Source organism: Comamonas sp. 7D-2, from assembly GCF_022749555.1.
Lineage (GTDB): Bacteria > Pseudomonadota > Gammaproteobacteria > Burkholderiales > Burkholderiaceae_C > Comamonas > Comamonas thiooxydans.
In genome coordinates this window covers 3,852,020-3,874,612 of the sequence record NZ_CP094238.1, presented here as the reverse complement: position 1 = coordinate 3,874,612, position 22,593 = coordinate 3,852,020, and the positions used below count along the sequence as shown (strand labels likewise).

At 62.6% G+C, this 22,593-nt stretch carries 16 protein-coding genes; 12 read left to right on the top strand and 4 right to left on the bottom strand.

Going from position 1 to position 22,593, the window contains the following annotated elements:
* Nucleotides 1–221 precede the first annotated feature (221 nt).
* The 4 genes from MPZ60_RS17745 to MPZ60_RS17730 all read left to right on the top strand — a co-directional run bounded on the left by MPZ60_RS17745 (nucleotide 222) and on the right by MPZ60_RS17730 (nucleotide 4,344).
* Entirely contained in the window at nucleotides 222–923 is a 702-nt protein-coding gene (locus MPZ60_RS17745) for a GntR family transcriptional regulator (protein WP_003063980.1), read from the top strand.
* 271 nt (nucleotides 924–1,194) lie between these two features.
* Nucleotides 1,195–1,515 (top strand): hypothetical protein, encoded by a 321-nt coding sequence (locus MPZ60_RS17740; protein WP_157838027.1) that lies wholly within the window; start codon nucleotides 1,195–1,197, stop codon nucleotides 1,513–1,515.
* A 540-nt stretch (nucleotides 1,516–2,055) separates the two neighbouring features.
* A complete protein-coding gene (locus MPZ60_RS17735) occupies nucleotides 2,056–3,591 on the top strand; it encodes an NCS1 family nucleobase:cation symporter-1 (protein ID WP_034359469.1) in 1,536 nt (511 codons plus the stop codon).
* Between the two features lie 18 nt (nucleotides 3,592–3,609).
* Nucleotides 3,610–4,344, top strand: a complete 735-nt coding sequence (locus MPZ60_RS17730; RefSeq protein WP_003063973.1) for an aspartate/glutamate racemase family protein — start codon at nucleotides 3,610–3,612, stop codon at nucleotides 4,342–4,344.
* A gap of 156 nt (nucleotides 4,345–4,500) precedes the next feature.
* On the opposite strand, the gene MPZ60_RS17725 is transcribed toward MPZ60_RS17730, so the two are convergent.
* Nucleotides 4,501–5,388, bottom strand: coding sequence for a LysR family transcriptional regulator (locus MPZ60_RS17725; protein ID WP_034359466.1), 888 nt, complete (start codon nucleotides 5,386–5,388; stop codon nucleotides 4,501–4,503).
* 251 nt (nucleotides 5,389–5,639) lie between these two features.
* Between MPZ60_RS17725 and MPZ60_RS17720 the strand changes: the two genes are divergently transcribed.
* The 7 genes from MPZ60_RS17720 to MPZ60_RS17690 all read left to right on the top strand — a co-directional run bounded on the left by MPZ60_RS17720 (nucleotide 5,640) and on the right by MPZ60_RS17690 (nucleotide 16,159).
* The gene (locus MPZ60_RS17720; RefSeq protein ID WP_052057696.1) at nucleotides 5,640–7,337 is read left to right on the top strand and encodes an acyl-CoA dehydrogenase family protein; all 1,698 of its coding nucleotides are present in this window, start codon (nucleotides 5,640–5,642) and stop codon (nucleotides 7,335–7,337) included.
* A gap of 95 nt (nucleotides 7,338–7,432) precedes the next feature.
* Nucleotides 7,433–8,428 (top strand): tripartite tricarboxylate transporter substrate binding protein, encoded by a 996-nt coding sequence (locus MPZ60_RS17715; protein WP_034359464.1) that lies wholly within the window; start codon nucleotides 7,433–7,435, stop codon nucleotides 8,426–8,428.
* Between the two features lie 41 nt (nucleotides 8,429–8,469).
* On the top strand, nucleotides 8,470–9,453 hold the full coding sequence (locus MPZ60_RS17710) for a tripartite tricarboxylate transporter substrate binding protein (protein ID WP_034359462.1): 984 nt from the start codon (nucleotides 8,470–8,472) through the stop codon (nucleotides 9,451–9,453).
* 169 nt (nucleotides 9,454–9,622) lie between these two features.
* Nucleotides 9,623–10,801: a M20 aminoacylase family protein gene (locus MPZ60_RS17705; RefSeq protein WP_034359460.1), complete on the top strand. Its 1,179-nt coding sequence runs from the start codon at nucleotides 9,623–9,625 to the stop codon at nucleotides 10,799–10,801.
* Nucleotides 10,802–10,830: 29 nt separating this feature from the next.
* Entirely contained in the window at nucleotides 10,831–11,838 is a 1,008-nt protein-coding gene (locus tag MPZ60_RS17700; RefSeq protein WP_034359457.1) for a tripartite tricarboxylate transporter substrate binding protein, read from the top strand.
* A 92-nt stretch (nucleotides 11,839–11,930) separates the two neighbouring features.
* Nucleotides 11,931–13,070: a CaiB/BaiF CoA-transferase family protein gene (locus MPZ60_RS17695; RefSeq protein ID WP_034359455.1), complete on the top strand. Its 1,140-nt coding sequence runs from the start codon at nucleotides 11,931–11,933 to the stop codon at nucleotides 13,068–13,070.
* Between the two features lie 167 nt (nucleotides 13,071–13,237).
* Entirely contained in the window at nucleotides 13,238–16,159 is a 2,922-nt protein-coding gene (locus tag MPZ60_RS17690; RefSeq protein WP_034359453.1) for an aconitate hydratase, read from the top strand.
* Between the two features lie 72 nt (nucleotides 16,160–16,231).
* Here the strand turns inward: MPZ60_RS17690 and MPZ60_RS17685 are convergent, their stop codons facing one another.
* The 3 genes from MPZ60_RS17685 to MPZ60_RS17675 all read right to left on the bottom strand — a co-directional run bounded on the left by MPZ60_RS17685 (nucleotide 16,232) and on the right by MPZ60_RS17675 (nucleotide 20,152).
* Nucleotides 16,232–16,621: a VOC family protein gene (locus MPZ60_RS17685; RefSeq protein ID WP_034359451.1), complete on the bottom strand. Its 390-nt coding sequence runs from the start codon at nucleotides 16,619–16,621 to the stop codon at nucleotides 16,232–16,234.
* A gap of 149 nt (nucleotides 16,622–16,770) precedes the next feature.
* Complete coding sequence (locus tag MPZ60_RS17680; RefSeq protein ID WP_034359449.1) at nucleotides 16,771–17,886, bottom strand: PepSY domain-containing protein; 1,116 nt, start codon at nucleotides 17,884–17,886, stop codon at nucleotides 16,771–16,773.
* A gap of 49 nt (nucleotides 17,887–17,935) precedes the next feature.
* Nucleotides 17,936–20,152, bottom strand: a complete 2,217-nt coding sequence (locus tag MPZ60_RS17675) for a TonB-dependent siderophore receptor (protein ID WP_052057695.1) — start codon at nucleotides 20,150–20,152, stop codon at nucleotides 17,936–17,938.
* A gap of 540 nt (nucleotides 20,153–20,692) precedes the next feature.
* Between MPZ60_RS17675 and ilvD the strand changes: the two genes are divergently transcribed.
* Nucleotides 20,693–22,507 carry a dihydroxy-acid dehydratase gene (ilvD, locus tag MPZ60_RS17670; protein ID WP_034359447.1) on the top strand — a complete coding sequence of 605 codons (1,815 nt, stop codon included), beginning with the start codon at nucleotides 20,693–20,695 and terminating at the stop codon, nucleotides 22,505–22,507.
* The last annotated feature ends 86 nt before the right edge of the window (nucleotides 22,508–22,593 follow it).

Here is a 22,593-nt window from a genome sequence, read left to right as displayed (position 1 = left end):
TGTTCTCCCTTAAGGTGTGCCGGACGTTTCTTGAGGCAATCGCAGGAGAAGAAAGACGAATAGCCCACTAGGCATATTTAACTTACGCTCCTCCTTCAGTCAGCTCCGTCACATGTTCTCTGGAGCGCGATATTTATCACCTGCCATTGCGGGCATGGTCGAATTTATTGACTCTTCCTATCCTCAACTTCGTAACAGCTCGGTCGCATAAAATCAATTTAATGAGTACTCCAGTCATCACCAAAACCAAGATCGCCGAGCGTCTCATAGAGTCGATCCTGACAGCCAAGCTTCGTCCGGGAGAGAAACTGGGTGAACAAGACATTGCGGACTTGTTTCAGGTCAGCCGCACCCTGGTCCGCGAGGCCTTGATGCACCTTCAGACCCGGGGATTTGTGGAAGTCCGCTCCAGGGTTGGCTGGTATGTTGCAGAGCCTTCGTTTGAGGAGGCTCAGGAAACCTATGCAGCGAGGCGCGTCGTTGAGCCGGGCATGCTGCGTGATGCTGGTCAACCCTTGCAGGCAACACTGAAACGCCTGCGCAAGCACATCGCTGAAGAGCGCAAAGCCATTGCCTGTGGGGACGCAGAAGCTCGCAGCTGGCTGCTGGCCGACTTTCATATTTGCCTGGCAGAGTGTCTCGGCAATCGGTTCCTGACTTCTATGATGGTCGATCTCTCGGCACGAACAACTCTGATTTCAGATCTATACCAATCGAAGACCGAGGCCAGAGTCTTCAATGACGATCACGCCGCCATTGTTGAGGCGCTGGCGGCTGGAGACAATCTGCGGGCTGAACAATTAATGATTGCTCACATCGATGCATTGGCATCGCGCCTTGATGAAAGCCTGATCGGTCGTCGCGGAGCACGCAACCGACTCCGCTCCATTCTGGCTCCTGAAGATTCGTCTTCAGCCAAATAGGCGTTTCAAAGTCGATGGGAGTCCTTGGCGGGATCCAGCTTGGTCGAGCCGCTCGGCCCCTTTGCCGATCTCGACCTCCCAACACTTTGCGGCGAGCCAATATTGAGGCTTGAAGCGCTTGTCCCTACCAGGGAGCGATTGAGCTCGCCATCTGTGCCGGTGATGACTTACGCGTTCGCTGATCGTGCCCGGCAGCATTCATGAAGGAGCCGCCTCGGTCCATGGTGATCATGGCACCGGCGCTATGCCGGTTCCTCGACCAGGACTTGGAATGGCTCGCGTTGCGGATAGACGCCGGAACGGTTTCAATCAGGGCCATGAAACCACATGGATAGCCATCGCATCGTGGAATGGTCTTCCAGCAAGAATTGCCAATGCCACCGATCGCAACAAAGCGCTGGTCTCCGCATTGCCCACCGAATGGACTATCCATCTATTTCAACTGCTGCCGCCCTTGGTGAATGCAGCTGTCACTGTCCTGCCCGGCATCGCAACTGATCTCAAAGCCATGGGAGCATCAGCGCCGATTGCTCGTTGGCGAGCAATATTGCTGCGATGGACGCGGGCTGAATGCCGGCTTTGCAACAACTGACCAGTGACTACTGGTACTCATTCCGGTGTGTGACTTCGAGAGTACTTTCTATGGCCCCTTGATACGCACAGCAACCTGGCTTTGCTCAGCGCGGATCGTGGAGAGGTTCATAAATGGGTATCTACGCAAAACAGCCATGATCAAAGTGTAGGTTTCAGCACCTCGCCCAGGGCAGAAATGCACGCCAGGGCTTGCTGCGCCTGCTACTGACCGTTTGTCCTCCCATCTGAGGACTCCATCGAACCAATATCTCTGGCCGATAGAACCAGGGTTCCTACTAGCATCTTGAATTCATGTCTTGTATACATTGCATGCATGTCAGTGATGTGTTCAAAGCATTTCTGGACAAGCTTGCTGAAGCAGTGGACATGAGGCAGATTTGATTCGCTTCATAAGCATCACAGCTCTTCAGCAGCGAAAACATGGCTGCAGGCCTGCGTCGCCCGTAGCCGCTAATAACGGTAGACAAGCATGACCCGCTCAGCCGAAATGAGGTCATGGCAAAGGGGCTCCACGGAGCACCCTGATGGAAGGCGGCATATGAACAACCTAGTACTGGACACCCATGGTGAGTCACTAACCTCGGGGGCCAACACCACCAGCCCAAAGCGAGATAAAGGCTTGCCGGCCGGAGTTTCTCCGGCGCTGTACAACCACGATCTGGCACCTACCTCGAAAGAGGGGCGTACCTGGGGGAGCTACAGCCTGTTCACTCTTTGGGCCAACGATGTACACAGCCTCGGCAACTACGCGTTTGCCATCGGTCTTTTCACGCTTGGGCTGGGAGGACACCAGATTCTGATGGCGCTTCTGCTGGGGGCGGCATTTCTGTTCGTGCTGCTGTCCCTCTCGGGCTTTATGGGGACCCGTACAGGGATTCCCTTTCCGGTGATGAGCCGCATCAGCTTTGGTACACGCGGTGCGCAGATCCCAGCATTGATCCGCGGCGGAGTCGCCATTGCGTGGTTCGGCATTCAGACCTACCTGGCATCGATGGTCCTCGACGTGATGCTGATCACGCTGTTTCCCGGCTTGCAGTCGCTGAAAGAGCAAGTCGTGCTGGGCCTGCCATTGCTGGGCTGGATCAGCTTTTCCATCCTGTGGGTTGTGCAGGTTCTCATTGCCTGCTGGGGCATGGAGAGCATCCGAAAGTACGAGGCCTTTGCCGGGCCTGTAATTCTGTTGACTTTCATTGCCCTGGCAGGATGGATCTTCTACAGCGCCAAGTGGACTCTGCACTGGTCCGCTCCTTTTGAAAGCAGTGGCGGAGCCATGTGGCTGCAGATCCTGGGCGCTGCTTCGCTATGGGTGGCGATCTACGGCACCTTCGTGCTGAACTTCTGTGATTTCACACGTGCAGCCACCTCAAGCAGCGCCGTGGTGAAAGGCAATTTCTGGGGCATTCCGATCAATATGCTGATCTTCGGCTTGATCGTGGTCATCCTGACAGGCGGCCAGCTTGCCATCGACGGCACGCTGATTCAAAGCCCGACCGACATCGTCCAGAACATTCCCAATAAGCCGCTGTTGATGTTGGCCAGTCTTTCGCTGCTGATTTTGACCATCGCCGTGAACCTGATGGCCAATTTCGTGGCTCCTGCCCTGGCGCTGGCCAACCTCATGCCCAGGCATCTGAACTTCCGCCGGGCAGCTCTTGTCAGTGCGGTTCTCGGCTTCGTGATCCTGCCCTGGAATCTCTACAACTCTCCGCTGGTCATCGTCTACTTCCTGGGAGGGCTGGGTTCATTTCTGGGACCGCTGTTCGGCATCGTGATGGCCGACTACTGGCTGATCCGCAAACAGCGCGTGAACGTTCCGGCGCTCTATACACACGACCCTGCAGGCCCCTATCACTACCGCAATGGCATCAATCCGAAGGCAATTCAGGCCCTGATTCCTTCATCCCTGATCTCGCTGCTCTTTGCATTCCTGCCGACGCTGCAATCGCTGTCCCAGTTCTCCTGGTTCATCGCAGCCGGACTGGGTGCCTTGTTCTATTGGATGGTTGCACCGAAAGGTCTCACCTACGAAGACCAGGATGGCGAAGCCATTTCCGTAGCCTCCGCCAAACACTGAGAAGGAAAGTTGAAAATCATGCGCATTTTGATCGTGAACGTGAACACCACTGAGTCGATGACCCATGCCATTGGCATGCAAGCTCGGAAGGTTGCTGCGCCTGGAACAGAGATAGTCGCGCTGACCCCGCGCTTTGGTGCCGAATCGGTCGAGGGGAATTTTGAGAGCTATCTTGCCGCGGTCGGCGTCATGGACGCCGTGATGAGTTATGGACAACCCTTTGATGCAGTCATTCAAGCCGGCTACGGTGAACATGGCCGCGAGGGCCTGCAGGAGTTGCTGGACGTTCCCGTTGTGGACATCACCGAGGCAGCGGCCACCGCGGCCATGTTCCTGGGCCACAAATACTCGGTGGTCACGACGCTGGATCGAGCTGTCCCATTGATCGAGGATCGACTCAAGCTTGCCGGCCTGGACGAGCGCTGTGCATCGGTTCGCGCCAGCGGCATGGCTGTGCTGGAGTTGGAAACTCAACCCGAGCGCGCGGTCGAAGCGATTGTTCGTCAAGCCAGCCTTGCCGTCAGCGAAGACCATGCGGAAGTCATTTGCCTCGGCTGTGGAGGTATGGCTGAACTGGATGCCAGGATCCGTGAACTGACCGGTGTACCAGTGGTCGATGGAGTAGCCGCGGCCGTGACCATTGCCGAGTCGCTCGTGCGCCTGGGCCTGAGCACCTCCAAGGTCCGTACCTACGCTCCCCCCCGAGCCAAGCGCGTGACCGGCTTCCCATTCACTAGCCAAGTGGCAGGATGAATTGCCCGGAGTTGTGTAAATCGTCCTGGCCTCTTATTTCCATGCCAATAAGCGTTCCTTTGAGCAGCCAATGCTATTTCGAAGAATTCGACGGTGAAGCGTTGAAACAGATCCGGGCAGGCCTGCCGGTCAGCGATGATCAGTCTTGACTTGGCCTCATAGTTCCGTCACGGCCTGCTGCAGGCAGGCCAGCAATGCCTGCACCAGCGGATTGGCCGGTGTACGCCGCCACATGGCCAGCATCTCTGATGATGGCTGCGAGCCTTTGAGCGGGCGGAATACCAGGCGCGGCATGCCCACGCGTGTCAGCGCCTGGGGTACCAGTGCCACGCCCTGACCCAGCGAAACCAGCGAGATCACCGACAGCCAGTGCCGTACCTCGTGGCGTACTTCGGGTGCAAAGCCATGGGCCAGGCACATCTCGTAGATGCGCTGGTGATAGGTAGGCGAGACCAGGCTGGAGAACAGAATCAGACGGTCGTTTTTGAGTTCGGCCAGATCGATGGCGGCGCTGGTCTGCAGCGGGTGGCGGTCGGGCAGGCAGACCACGAAAGGCTCTTCCATCAGCAGCCGGCTGGCAATTCCTTCGGGCGGCTGTATGGAGTGGACCAGGGCCATGTCCAGCCGCATTTGCTGCAGGTCCAGGATTTGCTCTGCGCTGTTGGCCTCAAGCATGTCCACGCGCACCAGGGGGTGGTCGTGCTGGAACCGTTCCAGCGCCTGTGGCAAGCCGCGGTACAGGCTCGACCCCACGAAGCCCAGGCGCAGATGGCCGCGCGTGCCCTGGGCCACGTCGCGCGTTTCCTGTGCGGCCTGCTGACTCAGGGCCAATAGCTGGCGTGCCTTGTCCAGCAAATGTTCACCGGCCGCAGTCAGCCGTACGCCCTTGCTGCTGCGCTCGAACAACTGGGCCTGCAGTTCCTGCTCCAGCTGCTTGATGGCCACGGACAGCGGGGGCTGGGAGATCGACAGCCGCTGCGCCGCACGGCTGAAATGAAGCTCTTCGGCGAGGGTGACGAAGTAGTGCAGCAACCTCAGTTCCATGATTTATTGATATTTAAAAAGTATTGAGAAAGATTTTAATAATATTTGACGTGAATATATGAGGGTGCTGAAATTCGTGGCAGTCCTTGCCTCAATTGCCGGCTTTGTGTGCGGTACATATCGCCTGAATTCGTCATGGCCGAACCCAGAGATGGCAAGCAAGGTAAGCCCTGTAGCGAGGTTGTCGTCCTCTTTCCAATGAGAGGGTGCTCAGCTCCTCAGGGGATATTCGAATTCAGCAGGAGACGTTCATGTCCGCCAACGATAAGAGCCAGATGCATGCCGTGGCCCAGGCTGCCCATCCCGTGCCTGATCGCCACGGTGCCAATTTCTATGCCACCGATCCTGAGTTGCAGTCGCTGCTGGCGCTTTATCTGCCAGCCGATCTGCTGGCCCATCTGCAGCCCTATCTGCAGCGCATGGGCGAGTTGGCCGGTGGGCGCATCGACGAGCTGGCCGGCATGGCCGACAGGAATCCGCCCACGCTCGAGCACCGCAGCCGCGCCGGCCAGGACAGCCAGCGCATCATCAAGCATCCAGCCTATGAAGAGCTTGAGCGCATCGCTTACGGAGAGTTCGGCCTGCAAGCCATTTCGCACCGGGAAGACATGCTGGGCTGGAGCGGCAAGATGCCGCCCATCGTCAAGTACGCACTGACCTTTCTGTTCGTGCAGTCCGAGTTCGGTCTGTGCTGCCCGTTGTCCATGACCGATTCGCTGACGCGCACGCTCAAGAAGTACGGTGCCCCCGAGCTGGTGGACAAGTATTTGCCTCAGCTGCTCTCACTGGATTGGGAGAACCAGGCCCAGGGCGCGATGTTCATGACCGAGCAGGCCGCAGGCTCGGACATCGCGGGCACGCTGACTCTGGCCGCCCCGCAGGCCGACGGCTCATGGCTTCTCACCGGCGACAAGTGGTTCTGTTCCAACCCCGATGCCGAGTTCGCCATGGTGCTGGCTCGTGTGGAGGGCGGGGCGCCGGGCATGAAGGGCATCTCGCTGTTTCTGCTGCCGCGTTCCCTGGACGATGGCAGCACCAACCGTTACCGCATCATCCGTCTCAAGGACAAGTTGGGCACCAAGTCCATGGCCAGCGGCGAGATCCGCATGGACGGCGCCGTGGCCTATCTCGTGGGCCAGCAAGGCCGGGGCTTTGTGCAGATGGCCGACATGGTCAACAACTCGCGCTTGTCCAACGGTGTGCGTTCCGCCGGCATGATGCGCCGTGCTGTGGCCGAGGCCGAATTCATCGCCCATGAACGCATTGCCTTTGGCAAGCGCCTGGAGCAGATGCCGCTGATGCAGCGACAGCTCGACAAGCTGCGCGTGCCCGCCGAGCAGGCGCGCACCATGGTGTTCCAGACCGCGCAGACGCTGATGCGCTCCGACGCGGGCCAGCCGGATGCCTATGCGCTGCTGCGCATTCTGACGCCGCTGATCAAGTTCCGCGCCTGCCGCGATGCACGCAAGGTCACTGGTGATGCGATGGAAGTGCGCGGCGGTTGTGGCTATATCGAGGAGTGGAGCGATCCGCGTCTGGTGCGCGATGCCCACCTGGGCTCCATCTGGGAAGGTACGAGCAATATCGTGGCGCTGGACGTGATCCGCGCCATCAAGCGCGAAGGTTCGTTGCCTGTGCTGCAGCAGTATCTGCATGGCTTGCTCGATCATGCCAGCCTGGTGCCCGGTTACCGCCAGGCGCTGGAAGATGCATTGGCCCGCGCCGGCACCCTGGCCGACAGGGCCGCTCAGGACGGTGGCGAAGTGCTGGCCCGCCAGGCCGCCACAGCTCTCTACAACTGCACCACGGCCATCGCCATGGCTTGGGAAGCCGTACAGACCGGCTCGGCCGAGCGCCTGCGCCTGTCGCAACTGGTGCTGCTGCACCGTGTGCTGCCGCGCGATCCGCTGGTCGATGCGGCTGCCGTGCCGGCGCAGTGGCAGGAGTGATTGCCGGCAGCCTTGAAATAAGTAGAAGAAACGGCTGAAGCGCTTCGTGAAAAAGGTGTTATCGGCTCTCGGATTATTTCTGCAAGGAGACAAGTATGCGCAATCACGCAAGAGAGCGCCGACGGCTGCTGGCCGCAGCCTCGGGAGCAGTGCTGTTGGCGGCCGCCCATTCGGCCGCACAGGCTCAGGGTGACTCCTATCCGGCTCGGCCGATACGCCTGGTGGTGCCCTATGGCGCCGGCGGACCGACGGACGCGCATTTGCGGGTGGTGGCACAGCAAGCCTCGCAGTTGCTGGGGCAACTGGTGGTCATAGAGAACAAGCCAGGCGCCAACGGCACGTTTGGCGCGGTGGAGCTGGCGCGGGCTCAGCCGGATGGCTACACCCTGGCGGTGCTGCCTGCCAGTGTCTATCGCGAACCGTATCTGAACCGGGTGAGCTTCGACCCCTTGAAGCTGAGCTACGTGATCGGCATGACCGACTACACCTTCGGGCTGGCTGTGCGTCGGGATGCACCGTGGAAGAGCTGGAAGGAGTTTGCCGAAGATGCGAGCAGGCGTCCCGGCCAGATCTCCGTAGGTGCGGCCGGTCCGGTGCAAACGCCCAGCATCGTACTGAGTGAGCTGGTGCAGTCCACGGGCCTGCAGCTCAATCGCGTGCCCTACAAGGGAGATTCGGAGCAGGCCAGCGACCTGCTGGGCGGCCACATCGATGCGGGCGTGCTCTCCGGCGTAGCCTCCCAGCATATCCAGTCGGGCCGATTGCGCTACCTGGCAATGTTCACGTCCAGCCGTGTTCCGCAGTTCCCCCAAGTGCCCACTTTGAGAGAGCTGGGCGTGGACGCGGTGATCGAGTCGCCCTATGGCATTGCCGCCCCTGCCGGCCTGGCGCCAGCGCGGCTGCGCATCATTCATGACGCCTTCAAGGCGGCGCTGGAGTCGGCGCAGGGGCGCAAGATCCTCGAACAACTCAATCAGCCGCTGAACTACCGCAGCCCGCAAGAGTTCGAGCAGTACGCGAGGAGCGCCTACGCACGCGAGAAGACGCGCATGGAGCGCTTCAAGGCCGTTGCCGGCGGCACCCCGCAGTGATTTTGCCGGTTCATCGGCAACACCCTTCCAAGGAGACAGACATGCATAAAGCCAGACGCGCAGCGCTGGGCCTGATGGCATCCGCCGCCCTGTCGGCGGCACTGCCCGCGCTTGCCCAGGAGAAATATCCGACACGCCCCATCACGTTCATCGTGCCGTTTCCGCCCGGTGGCCCTACCGATGCCATGGCACGCATTCTGGCGACCGAGCTGACCAAGGAGCTGGGCCAGAGCGTGATCGTGGAGAACAAGGCTGGCGCCGGCGGCAATATCGGAGCGGACTTCGTGGCACGTGCCAAGCCTGACGGCTATACGCTGATGTTCGGTACTTCGGGTCCGCTGGCCATCAACAAGCCGCTGTACAAGTCCATCAGCTACGACCCGCGCACCAGCTTCACGCCCATCATCTACGTGGGCTATCTGCCCAATGTGCTGGTGGTTCGGCCGGACTTGGGTGTCAGCAACGTCAAGGAACTGATCGCGCTGGAAAAGAGCAAGCCCGGCAAGCTCAATTTCGCGTCTTCGGGCAATGGCGCTTCATCCCATCTGGCGGGTGTGCTGTTCAACGGCCTGGCCGGCACCCAGCTGCAGCATGTGCCCTACAGGGGCACGGGGCCGGCGCTTAACGACCTGCTGGCCGGTCAGGTGGACATGACTTTCACCGACATCCTCACGGCCATGCCCTATATCAAGGCCGGCAAGGTCAAGGCCCTTGGCGTGGCCACGGCCAAACGCTCCAGTGCCATGCCCCAGATCCCGACGATCGCCGAGCAGGGTCTGGCAGGCTATGACGTGAGCGTGTTCTTCGGCGTGGTCGGCCCCAAGAGCATGCCGGTGGAGCGGGTGGAGCTGCTCAATCAGGCCTATGCCAAGGCGCTGGATTCCGAGAATGTGAAGAAAGCCTTTGCGGCCCAGGGCCTGGAGCGCGGCGCGGATGCCCAGCCCGCCTATCTGGCCGCCTTCGTGAAGAGCGAGCTCGACAAATGGAGCGAGGTGGTGCAAAAGGCCGGCGTGAAGCTTGACTGATGGCGCTGTCGCTTGGGCGCAAGCGTAGGCATGCCATCGAAGGGTGGACGTGTTAGAACTTTTCGAAACGTCTCGCCTCGGCCGAGAGGAGGACACTGTTTCGCACTGCCTGCCACTGCCCGAGAGCCCATGCAAGGCATGAGTCGGGGTATTTCAACTATCCATAGCCATGACATCTTCAACTTCCCTTCTGCTCGCCCAACTGCAGTCCGTTGCTGCCGAGTTCGTGGAGATCCGCCGCAGCATCCATGCCCATCCCGAACTGGCTTTCGAAGAGACGCGCACCAGCGACATGGTGGCCGAGTCCCTGGCTCGCTGGGGTTATGCGGTGCACCGCGGCCTGGGTGTCACCGGTGTGGTCGGCGTGCTCAAAAAGGGCTCGGGCAGCAAGTCGCTGGGCATACGCGCGGACATGGATGCCTTGCCTATCCATGAAAGAACAGGCCTGGACTACGCCAGCCGCCTGCCCGGGAAAATGCATGCCTGCGGCCATGACGGACATACAGCCATCCTGCTGTGCGCGGCAAAGTACGTTGCCGAGAAGCTCGATTTCAACGGCACGCTGAACCTGATTTTCCAGCCGGCCGAGGAGAACGAAGGCGGTGCCATGCGCATGGTGGACGAGGGGCTGTTCGAGCTGTTTCCCTGCGACGAGATCTATGCGCTTCACAACGCACCTGGCCTGCCCGTGGGTCAGATGGCTATCAGCCAGGGACCGGCCATGGCATCGTTCGACCGCGTGACCGTTACGCTGCGCGGGCGCAGTGCCCATGGCGCCATGCCGCACCACGGCATAGACAGCATGCAGTGCGCGGCCAGCATAGTGCTGGGTCTGCAGTCCATCATCACGCGCGAGATCGATGCCCAGCAGGCGGCCGTGATCACGGTGGGTTCCATCCAGGCCGGCGAGGTTTTCAACATCGTGCCTGAAAGCGCCGTGCTCAAGATCGGCGTGCGCGCCCTGCACCCGGACGTGCGCAGCTGGGTGGAGACGCGCATCAAGGCCTTCGTGCAGGCCCAGGCCGAGAGCTATCAGCTCAGCTGCGACATCGACTACGTGCACAAGTACCCAGTGCTCGTGAATTGCGCAGCCCAGACCGAATACGCGCGGCAGGTGGCCATACGCCTGCTGGGCGAGGACAAGGTGGGCGAGCGCACGCCGACCATGGGTAGCGAAGACTTTGCCTACATGCTGCAAAAGCGCCCCGGCGCCTATATCCGGCTGGGCAATGGCGTGGGGGAGGACGGAGGCTGCATGGTGCACAACCCGCTGTACGACTTCAACGACAAGGCCCTGCCCATAGGTGCGGCCTTCTGGGCGTACTTGGTGCAAAGCTATCTGGCCTGAGCGGTCGCACCTTGAACGGGAGAGAAGAGATGAACACATGGAACCGCCGCGGCTTTATGCGGCACACGCTGTGGCAGACGGCTGCCCTGGCGGCAGGTTCGAGCTGGGTCCGGGCTGCAGAAAGCTTTCCGGCCAAGCCTCTGGTCCTTATGGTGCCTTTTCCCGCAGGCGGGGCCAGCGATGTGGCGGCGCGCATCTTTGCCGAATCCATAGGCCGCAGCATCAGGCAGCAGGTGGTGGTGGAGAACCTGGGCGGCGGAACGGGCCTGATTGCCGCAGCCAAGGTGCTCAACGCGCCTGCAGACGGCTATATGTTCTTCCATGGTTCGGCCAACGAGATCTTCCTGGCGCCCATGCTCAATACGGCAGCGCGCTACAAGCCGGGGGACTTCACGCTGGCCGCTCCCACGACGGAATCGCCCATAGTGCTCATGGTCAAGAGCGGGCTGCCGGTCAACAGCTATGACGAGTTCATTGAATATGCACGCGCCAGCAAGAACGGCCCGCTGACCTATGGCACGGTGGGAGTGGACTCCATGTACAACCTCATGGGCGATGCTCTCGCAGCCAGACTGAGGCTGCCGTTTTTGCATGTGCCCTACAAGGGCGGCGCGCCGGCCCTGCAGGACCTGGCAGGAGGGCAGGTGGACTTCGCCATCCTGCCTTATCAGGCAAGCTTCGAAGGCATGGCCAAGCAGGGGCGCCTGAAGATTCTGACCAGCTTTTCCAAGGTCTTGCCCAAGGAGCTGACCCATGTGCCGCTGATATCGCAAAGCCGCCTCAGCCCCGACTTCGAATACACGGTCAGCGCTGGCTACTTCGTGAAAAAGGGCACCCCTGCCGACCGCGTGGCCGCGCTGCGCAGTGCCATAGGGCAGGCGCTGGTGAATCCGGAAATCCGCGCCAAGCTGGAACTGGAGGGCAAGCATCTGCGCCAGCCTGTTGCCTCGCAGGTGGAGGCGGACCAGAGCTTCCATGCCATCCATCAGCGCCTGAGCGCGCTGGTGTGCAGCGTGGGCCGAAAGCCTCTGGCCTGAGACATAGGCTGCCGCGACTGGCGGTGCAAGCCCACGAGCAATCTTTGATCAACACGCAGGCCATGGGCCCGCATTCTGTCGGAAAGTGAAACATGCACAATCCAGCCACGATTGGCGCCGGAGCCCTGCAGGGCGTCAAGGTGCTTGATCTGTCACGCATTCTCGGCGGGCCGTTCTGTGGCCAGATACTGGGCGACCATGGCGCCGATGTGCTCAAGGTGGAGCCGCCGCAGGGCGATGACACCCGAACCTGGGGGCCTCCGTTTCGCGACGGCGTGGCCTCCTACTACTTCGGCTTGAACCGCAACAAGCGCCTCCAGTTTCTCGACCTGTCCGCGCCCGAAGGCCAGCAGCGCGTGCGCGCCTTGATGGCCGAGGCTGATGTGGTGGTGGAGAACTTCAAGGTCGGCACCATGGAGAAATGGGGCATAGGCTATGAGCAGATGCGCGAAGAGCTGCCGCATCTGATCTGGTGCCGCGTCACGGGCTTCGGCGCCGACGGCCCTCTGGGAAGCCTGCCCGGCTACGACGCCGCCATCCAGGCCATGGCCGGCATCATGAGCATCAACGGCGAAGCCGACGGCGAGCCGCTGCGCGTGGGACTGCCGGTGGTGGACATGGTGACGGGGCTGAATGCCACCATAGGCGTGCTGCTGGCCCTGCACGAGCGGGGGCGCAGCGGACAGGGGCAACTGGTGGATGCTTCGCTCTACGACTCCGGGCTGTCGCTGCTCCACCCCCATGCGGCCAACTGGTTCATGGGGCGCAAGCTGCCGCAGCGTTCGGGCAATGCACATCCCAATATCTATCCCTATGACGTGCTCAGCACGGGCGGTGCTCCCATCTTTCTGGCCGTGGGCAACGACAGGCAGTTCCGGTTGCTGTGCCAGCATGTCGGGCAGGAGGGACTGGCGCAGGACGAGCGCTTTGCCACCGCAGGCCAGCGCTCCGTCCATCGTGCCGAACTCAAGCCCTTGCTCGAGCAGGCGTTTGCGCCCTTAGATGGCGTGAAGCTTGCCGACGAGCTGATGGCCATCGGCGTGCCTGCCGCGCCGGTGCTCGATGTAGCTCAGGCGCTTGAGCACCCGCATACCGTACACCGCGAGATGGTGGTGACGATGGGCCAATACCAGGGGCTGGGCGCTCCGGTCAAGCTCAGCCGCACGCCGGCCAGCTACCGCTTTGCGCCCTTGAGCGAAGGAGAGGAGTTTCTGCCGGACGCCGGCGCCTGAGCTTGCTTCGGCGCGACTCCAGCCCGCCCCGTGCGGGCTTTCTTTTCTTGCGCCCATGTGAGCCGGTTTGCGTTGCCGGCGCCCTGTCCCACCCTTTTCACGGGCATTGTGTGCACAATGGAATGCAAAAGCGTTTTCCCTGTGTTCTGTCCATGGAGAGTCTCACGATGTCGCATGCTTTTGCCAAAACCCTGAAGTCCTTTGAACTGGCCGAGGGCAAGAAGGGCAAGTTCTATTCCTTGCCGGCCCTGGCCAAGCAGTTCCCGGAGATCAAGCGCCTGCCTGTCTCGATTCGTATCGTGCTCGAATCGGTGCTGCGCAACTGTGACGGCAACAAGATCACCGAGGAGCATGTGGCGCAGCTGGCGCGTTGGCAACCCAAGGCCGAGCGGGTCGACGAGATTCCGTTTGTCGTCGCGCGCGTGGTGCTGCAGGACTTCACCGGCGTGCCCTTGCTGGCCGATCTGGCCGCGATGCGCAGCACCGCTGCCAAGCTGGGCAAGAAGCCCAAGTCCATCGAGCCGCTGGTGCCCGTGGACCTGGTTGTGGACCACTCCATCATGGTGGACTACTTCGGCACCAAGAAGGCGCTGGACTTGAACATGAAGCTGGAGTTCCAGCGCAACCAGGAGCGCTACCAGTTCATGAAATGGGGCATGCAGGCCTTCGACACCTTCGGTGTCGTGCCGCCGGGCTTCGGCATCGTGCACCAGGTCAATCTGGAATACCTGGCGCGCGGCGTGCACAAGGCCAGGAGCGGCAAGGGTGATGCGGTGTACTACCCCGACACCCTGGTCGGCACCGACAGCCATACCACCATGATCAACGGCATAGGCGTGGTGGCCTGGGGTGTGGGCGGCATCGAGGCCGAGGCGGCCATGCTGGGCCAGCCCGTGTACTTCCTCACGCCTGATGTGGTGGGCTTCGAGTTGACCGGGCAGTTGCGCGAAGGCGTGACGGCCACCGATCTGGTGCTCACCGTCACGGAGCTGCTGCGCAAGGAAAAAGTGGTCGGGAAGTTCGTCGAGTTCTTTGGCGAAGGAACGCGCAGCCTGTCGCTGCCGGATCGCGCCACCATCGGCAATATGGCTCCTGAGTATGGGGCGACCATGGGTTTCTTCCCCGTCGATGAAAAGACCATCGAGTACTTCAGGGGAACGGGACGTACCAAGAGCGAGATTCAGGCCTTCGAAGCCTACTTCAAGGCCCAGCAGCTGTTTGGCGTGCCCAAGGCCGGCGAAATCGACTACTCGCATGTGGTCAAGCTGGATCTGGGCAAGGTGGCACCGAGTCTGGCCGGGCCCAAGCGCCCGCAGGACCGCATCGAGATCGGCCATGTGGCCGGGCAGTTCGACGAGCTGTTCAGCGCTCCCGTGGCCCAGAATGGCTTCAATCTCCCTGCCGATCAGCTGGCGCGTCGCCACGTGGTGAGCCCCGATGATCCCGAGGCCTTGCAGCCCGAGAGCAAACCCCTGTCGGCCGGTGCGGAGCGCAACAAGGCCGAGATGGTGAGCAACACACCCGAGACCGGCAAGGTCGAGGCCAGTGCGATTGCTGTTGATGCCAGCCATGCGGTTGCAGCGCCGGAAAAGAGCTTCGATATCGGCAGCGGCGATGTGCTGATTGCAGCCATCACCAGCTGCACCAATACCTCCAATCCCAGCGTCATGCTGGCGGCGGGCCTGCTGGCCAAGAAGGCGGTGCAGGCAGGCCTCAAGGTCAAGCCGCATATCAAGACCTCGCTGGCCCCGGGCTCTCGCCTGGTCACCCGCTATCTGACCGAGGCGGGCTTGCTGCCTTATCTGGAAAAACTGGGCTTTGCGCTGGCAGGCTACGGCTGCACCACCTGCATCGGCAATGCCGGTGATCTCACCCCCGAGATCAATGCCGTCATCACGCAGAACAATCTGGTCTGCTCGGCCGTGCTCTCGGGCAACCGGAATTTCGAGGCCCGCATTCACCCCAATATCAAGGCCAACTTCCTGGCCAGCCCTCCGCTGGTGGTGGCTTACGCGATTGCCGGCACGGTGCGCAAGGACCTGATGACCGAGCCCGTGGGCAAGGGCAAGGGCGGCAAGGATGTGTATCTGGGCGATATCTGGCCCAGCAGCGAGGAAATTCAGGAGCTGCTCAAGTTCGCCATGAACGGCAAGGCCTTCCGCAGCAATTACGAGCAGGTGGCCAGCGAGCCGGGCAAGCTCTGGGAAAAGATTCGGGGTGTGACGGGCGCCACCTATACCTGGCCCGAGAGCACCTATATCGCCGAGCCGCCGTTCTTTGCCGACTTCGCTCTGGATTTGAAAGCACCACCCGAAGACGGGGGTAGCGCTGCAGGTCAGAAAGGCTCTAACTCCAGCGCGGTGCACGGTGCTCGCATCATGGCCTTGTTCGGTGACTCCATCACCACCGACCATATCTCGCCCGCAGGCTCCATCAAGGAGTCTTCGCCGGCAGGCAAGTGGTTGCTCGAGCATGGCGTGCATAAGGCCGACTTCAACAGCTATGGCTCGCGCCGGGGCAACCACGAGGTGATGATGCGCGGCACTTTTGCCAATGTGCGTATCAAGAATCTGATGATCCCCGCCGCAGGCGACGGCTCGCGCGAGGAGGGCGGTGTCACCCTGTTCCGCGACGACCATGGCCGGGCCGAGAAGATGGCCATTTACGACGCGGCCATGAAATACCAGGCCGCGGGCCGTGCCACGGTGGTGCTGGCAGGCGAGGAATACGGCACGGGCTCCAGCCGCGACTGGGCGGCCAAGGGCACGCAACTGCTGGGCATCAAGGCCGTGGTGGCGCGCAGCTTCGAGCGCATTCACCGCTCCAATCTGGTGGGCATGGGCGTGTTGCCGCTGCAGTTCAAGGGCAATGACAGCTGGCAAACCCTGGGTCTGACGGGCGAGGAGTTCATCGATGTGATCCCGGCCGCCGACCTGGCGCCGCAAAGCGATGCCCAGCTGGTGATCACCAGGCCCGATGGCAGCAAGAAAACCGTGACCGTGAAGCTGCGCATCGATACCCCCATCGAGGTGGACTACTACCGCCATGGCGGCATCCTGCCCTATGTGCTGAGGCAGTTGCTGGCCTGATTGCGCCAGCTTGCCAGGTAAAAAGGCCTGTCCTCCTCGGAGGCAGGCCTTTTTCGTGGGCTGGCGCGAGCCCTATTTCATCGAGTGCAGGCCAAACATGTTGCCTTCGGTATCGATGGCCAGGGCAATAAATCCATAGGGGCCTATGGAGACTTTGTCGCGGTGCAGGCTGCCGCCGTTGCGTGCGACGCGGGCGGCCTGCTCGGCGCAGTCTTCACAGACGAAATAGACCAGCGTGCCGCCGCTGCCAGAGGGGCATTCCGGCATGCGGACCAGCGCTCCGGTGGCACCAGCGTTATCTGGCTGCCCTGGAAAGGCCCACATCTCCATGTCGGGGTGCTCGCCGCCTTCCGGCATGGTCAGCGCTTGCAGCCGACAGCCCAGCACGGCTTCGTAGAAGCTCCTGGCGCGCGACATGTCCTGCACGTAGATCTCGAACCAGCCAACGGGATTCATAGCCATCTTCAGCTCCTTGTCTGCTCATCGGTGGAAGTCCAGATGCTGAGGCCGCAGAGGCTGTGATGCAAGCAGACCCGGCCCTTAACAGGGGCTTCGAGCCTGGAACATGGGGCAAGGGGCGGGCGCGGGCTGCCGGGCGCCGGCCCGCACTCTCAGGGCTTTCTCTGGGCGGCAAGCTTTCTGGCCTTGCGGCGGTGCCACCAGAGCCAGATTCCGCTGATGCCCAAGCCGCCCAGCACCAGGCCGTTGAGGCCGGCCAGGATTTCCATCAGTACGCCACCCAGCTCGCCCGTGTGCAGCGGATAGGCCACGGCCACCGCCGCAGCGCCGGGGTCGAGTTCATTCCAGCGTCTGACGTCCAGCACGGCACCATTGCGCGGGTCCAGCCATACCGAGCTGATGCCGTTAGGGTGCGGTTCACCGGGGGCGCGAAAGCGGATGCGTACTGCCTGCTTGGCATTGGGCGGCAGCTGCACGAAGCTGGCCTGGGCATCGGGCATGGCCGCGCGGGCCGAGGCCAGCATGGCATCCACATCGGCTGGCAGCGGTTTGGCAGATGTTTCCGTAGTCAGTGCGGGCAGCTTGGGTGGCTTGATTGCCGTGCTGCTGCTGAGCACATTGAGCCAGTCGCCCAGCGGCCGCCATGCCATATAGGCACCGGTGACGACCGACACCGCTATCAGCAGGCCCATGATCACGCCGCCGATGCGGTGCATGTCGAACAGGGCGCGCACCAGGCTTTTATTGAGTTCTATGCGCCAGTTGCCCGGCCAGCGCTTGGGCCACCAGAGAATGACGCCCGTCAGCAGCAGCAGCACGTAGGCCAGGGTGGTCCAGGCCAGTATGGCCTTGCCGCTGGCGTCCAGCAGCAAGGTGCTGTGCAGCTTGAACAGCGTGTTGACAAAGCCCTCGGTCTCGCCGCGGCGGCCCTGCTCCGCTCCGGTGAAGGGGTCCAGGTAAATGGTGCCGCGCCAGTCCGCAGCCTGAACGCGCAGCCACAGGCTGTCCTGTGTCTCCTGAGGCAGCCGGAAGCGCAGAGTCGCTTTGCTGCCGAACTCCTCATGGGCTCTTGCCAGTATCGGCGTCAGTGCTGCGGCCTGCTGCGCATGCGTCGTGCGGGCCTGGAACAGCTCGGGGTGCGCCATGCGGTCCAGCGGCTGGCCGATGATGAGCAGGGTGCCGGTGAGCCCGGCCAGAATCAGAATCCAGCCCAGGCCCAGGGCAAACCAGCGATGCAGCCGCAGCCACAGAGAACGGAGCGAAGTCATTGCGCGTGATGGTGTGATGCCCCGCGAGGTGGGCTCGCGGGGCCGCCGCTTAGAACGGCAGGGTGGCCTGAACGTACAGGGTGCGTGGCATGCCCACGTATTTGCCACCGCCGTTGTTGTCGGTGGAGCGGGTGAAGTAGCGGCGGTCAAACACGTTCTTCATGCCAACGGTCAGGCGCAGATTGTTCAGCTCCTTGCCGGCCTGGTAGCTGGTGCGCAGGCCCAGGATGGCAAAGCCCGGGATATCGCCCAGATTGCCATTGGCGTCTTCCTGCGTGATGTAGGGATTGGGCTTGGCGCTGGTGCCGGGCGTGCCGGGCGAGCGTTGCTTGGACTGGGCGTTCAGATCGGCATTGAAGGTCCAGCGCTCCATTGCATAACGTGCCGACAGGCCGGCCGTGTGGCGCGAATAAAGCGGCAGGTCGCGGCCTGCGAAAGGACCGGCCTGGCTGGTGGCCTGGGTGAAGGTATAGCTCATGCCCAGCGACAGGCCCTTGAGTGCCGGGTAGTTCTTGCCGAAGTCATAGCGCAGCGCCGATTCCAGACCACGGTGGCGCGTGGCACCCAGATCGGTCCAGATGCCGTTGCCGGTGCCGTCGCCCGGGCGGTCCAGGAACAGCTCCTTGTTGAAGTCGATATTGAACAGTGTCAGCTCGCCATTCCAGGTGTCGCTCTTGTAGTGCGTGCCCAGCTCATAGGTCTTGGCCGATTCGGGGTAGAGCTGGTTGTTGGACGACTGGGCCAGCTGTGCGTACTGCTGGGGCCCGAAGGACTTGCCGGCATTGGCGAACACCGACCAGTGGCTGTCGACGCGGTAGAGCACCGACAGCGTGGGCAGCCATTCGTTGGCGGCCGCCGTCGGGTAGATGGCCGCTGCGGTCGCGCCCTTGTAGTCCACCACATTGTTGAAGGAGCGGATGCGCTCGTAGCGCACGCCGGGCGTGATGGTCCAGTTGCCCACATCGATGCGGTTGTCGATATAGAAGGCATTGGCAGTGGTGCCGCCCTGGCTGGTCTGGGTGGTGTTCAGCGGCAGGGCCATGGCATCTACCTGGCCGGGCACATAGAAGCCGGAAGTGGCCAGCGCCGTTTCTGAGCTCTTTTCCTTCAGGTAGCGATAGCCCACGCTGACTTCCTGCACCACGGAGCCGGTCTCGAAAATGCGCGAGTAGCGCGGCTCCACGCCGTAGTAGCTGTAGTCGCGCGGTGCGGCCGTGAGGCTGCGCTTGCCGGCATTGGCGCCGGTGGCGTCGCGTTCGATATAGCTGCCGCGGAAGGAGTCCACGTAGTAGCTGAGCACTTCGAAGTTGTTGCGACCGTCCTTGTAGCTGTACTTGAGCGAGCCGTCGGTGCGGCGGCCCGTGAACTGGTCATAGTTGCGCGTGCTCTGGAACGGGTCGGCGGCGTACTGGGCCGTGGTCAGGCCGCCGGGCATCTGGCCCTTGCCCTCGAAATGGTGCAGCGAAGCGGAAATGCTGCTGTTGTTGCTGAGCTTGTAGCTGCCCTTGACCAGCAGATCGTCGATGTCGGTCTTGTCGTTGCTGCTGCGCCAGCCCTTGCCGTGCGTGCCCGAATACAGCATGGCCAGGCCCAGGCCCGACTCGTTGGTGCCGCCCACAAAGAAGCTGGGCGTGGTCTTCACGTTGCCGCCGTGGCTGTAGATCTCGGTGCCGATGGAGGCTTCGGCCGCAAAAGTCTTGGGAATGGCGCGTGTCGTGAAGTTGATGATGCCGCCCACGTTCTGCGGGCCGTAGCGCACCGAGCCTGCGCCGCGCACCACGTCGATGGAGTCCAGATTGCCCAGCGCCACGGGCGCCAGCGACAGCTGGGGCTGACCGTAGGGAGCGTAGGAGACGGGCACGCCGTCCTGCAGCACATAGGAGCGTGGCGACAGGCGTGCGGTCAGACCGCGCACGCTCAGGTTCAGAGAGATATCGCTGCCGCCGGTGCCGTTGCTGTCCTGAACCTGCACACCGGGCACCAGGCGCAGCGCTTCGCGCAAGGTGGCCGCGCCGCTTTCCTGGATGCGCTCGCGCTCGACGATGGTGCGGGCGCCTGGATGCTCCAGCACCTTCTCGGCGCTGGACATATCGCCATCCAGCCAGTTGCCGGTGACGGTGACCGAGTCCAGGGCGGCTTCGGCAGTGGCGGCGTTGGCCGTCTGTGCATGAACGGGGCTGGCGAGCACGCCAAGGGCTGCGGCAACGGCAGCGGCGGCGCTGCTCAGGCGAAAAGCGGGGGAGTCGGAAAGATGGAGGTTAGCCATGGGTGTTGTAGGGGAGTGCACACAGCACCTGGCTGGCATGAACAGCGCGCTGCCCCAGCCTTGCGCTGGCGGCATCTCTTGTCTTCAGTCGGGGCCGGAGGGGGCTATGTGGCGTTTATTGGCAGGCGCAGATATTAATGAGAATGGCTGTCATTTGGCTGTATGTGGTTATGTTGAGACACAAAAAAACAGCCTCCCTGTCCGGCAATCTCGGCGGTCGAGGCCGCTGCGTGTGGGCGCTGGCAGGAGAAGGGCTTGACCCTGCTCGGGCAGCAGCTCCTGCAGACTGGGCAGTTGGGGCACGCAACTGCCGGCCTGACATGCCTGGCCGCAGTGGAGTCAGCGGTCCGTGGACGTTCGGCAGATGTCTCTTGCGCAATGCTGCGTCAGCGGGCTTTTTCTTGTGGCAAGGCGGACGGCGGCAAGGTGAAACGCCAATGTTCAGGACTGGGGCTGACCGTTATTGTTCATAAGCATGCGGCGAAGTTCCGGCACATTCCTGCAGCCGCTGGACTTCATCCCGCTTCCGCTTCGCGCCCCATGAACGATTCCCGCTCTACCGATTCCCAGGCCGCCGTCAGCGGCCACGCTGAACCCTCCGACTCCTCTGTGCCATCCTCCGCCCCGGGCCTGCGCTCGGCCATCGTGCACCGCGGCACCTTGCGCGCCAGCGCGCGCAGCTTTCTGCATGCGCTGGGCCAGGACGATGAGGAGATTGCACGCCCACATGTGGGTGTGTTCCATACGGGCGGGGAGATGAGCCCCTGCAATATGAATCTCCGCGACCAGGCCCAGCATGCCAAGACCGGCATCTACGCGGGCGGCGGAATGCCGCACGAGTGCCCCGTGGTCTCGGTCAGCGACGGCCTGACCATGGCGCATTCGGGCATGCGCTTTTCGCTGATCTCACGCGAGCTGATCGCCGACAGCGTGGAGGCCTCGGTGCGCGGCCACCAGTGGGACGGCATCTTTGCCGTGGGCGCTTGCGACAAGAACCTGCCGGGTCTGATGATGGCCATGGTGCGCTGCAATGTGCCCAGCGTCTTCGTGCATGGCGGCTCGGCCCTGCCCGGGCAGATGCCAGGCAGCGTCTCGGGGCGCGACCTCAACGTGGTCGACACCTACGAGACCATAGGCAAGGTGCTGGCCGGTACCTCCACCATGCAGGAGCTGGACACCGTCACACGCTCCTGCCTACCCTCGGCCGGGGCCTGCGCCGGGCAGTTCACGGCCAACACCATGGGTATGGTCAGCGAGGCCCTGGGCCTGGCGCCCATAGGCTCCAGCATGGTGCCGGCCGTGTTCAGCGAACGTGCGCCGCTGATGCGCCGCGCGGGCCGCCAGCTCATGGAAATGGTCTGGGCCAGCGCCAGGGGCGAGGCCGTGCTGCCGCGCGACATCGTCACGCGCAAGGCCCTGGAAAATGCCTGCGCCGTGGTCTGCGCCACGGGTGGCTCCACGAATGCGGCCCTGCACCTGCCGGCGATCGCGCACGAGGCCGGCATACGCTTTCACCTCGACGACGTGGCCGAGATCTTCGCGCGCACGCCGCTGATCGCAGACCTCAAGCCCGGCGGCCGCTTCCTGGCACGCGATGTCTACTACATCGGCGGTGCGGCCGTCATCCTGCGCACCCTGCTGGAGCAGGGCCTGCTGCATGGCGATGCATTGACCTTCACGGGCCGCACGCTGGCCGAGGAAGTGGCCGATGCGGCCGAGCCCGACGGCGAAGTGGTGCGCAAGGCCGGCAACCCGATCTCGGCGGATGGCGGGCTCACGGTGCTCAAGGGCAATCTGTGCCCTGACGGTGCCCTGCTCAAGACCGCAGGGCTCAAGACCCTGGTGCACCGCGGTCCGGCCCGCGTCTTCGACTCCGAGGAACAGGCGCAGGACGCCGTGCAGGCCATGGCCTACGAGAGCGGCGATGTGCTGGTGATACGCAACGAAGGCCCCAAGGGCAGCCCCGGCATGCGCGAGATGCTGGGCATCACAGCCTTGCTCTACGGTCAGGGCATGGGCGACAAGGTGGCACTGCTCACCGACGGGCGCTTCTCGGGCGCCACGCGCGGCCTGTGCATAGGCTACGCGGGGCCGGAGGCCGCTGACGGTGGGCCGATTGCCGCACTGCAAGACGGCGACATCATCGCCATCGATGCGCGGGCCGGCGCGCGCAGCATCACGGTGGAGCTGGAGCCCGCCGTCATTGCCGCGCGGCTGGAAGCCGCCAGGGCCAGCCGCGCGCAGCAGCGCCCCCTGGGCGGGCTGCTGGAGAAATACGCGCTGACCGTGCGCCCCGCCCACCAGGGCGCGGTCACGCATTCGGGGGCGGTGACCTGGCTGCGCGACAGCAAGTGATGCGCACAGAGGCAAAGACAGCGACCCGGGAGGGTGAAGCGACTCCAGGGCCTGAAAGACAGAATTAACGACGACTCAAAACACCA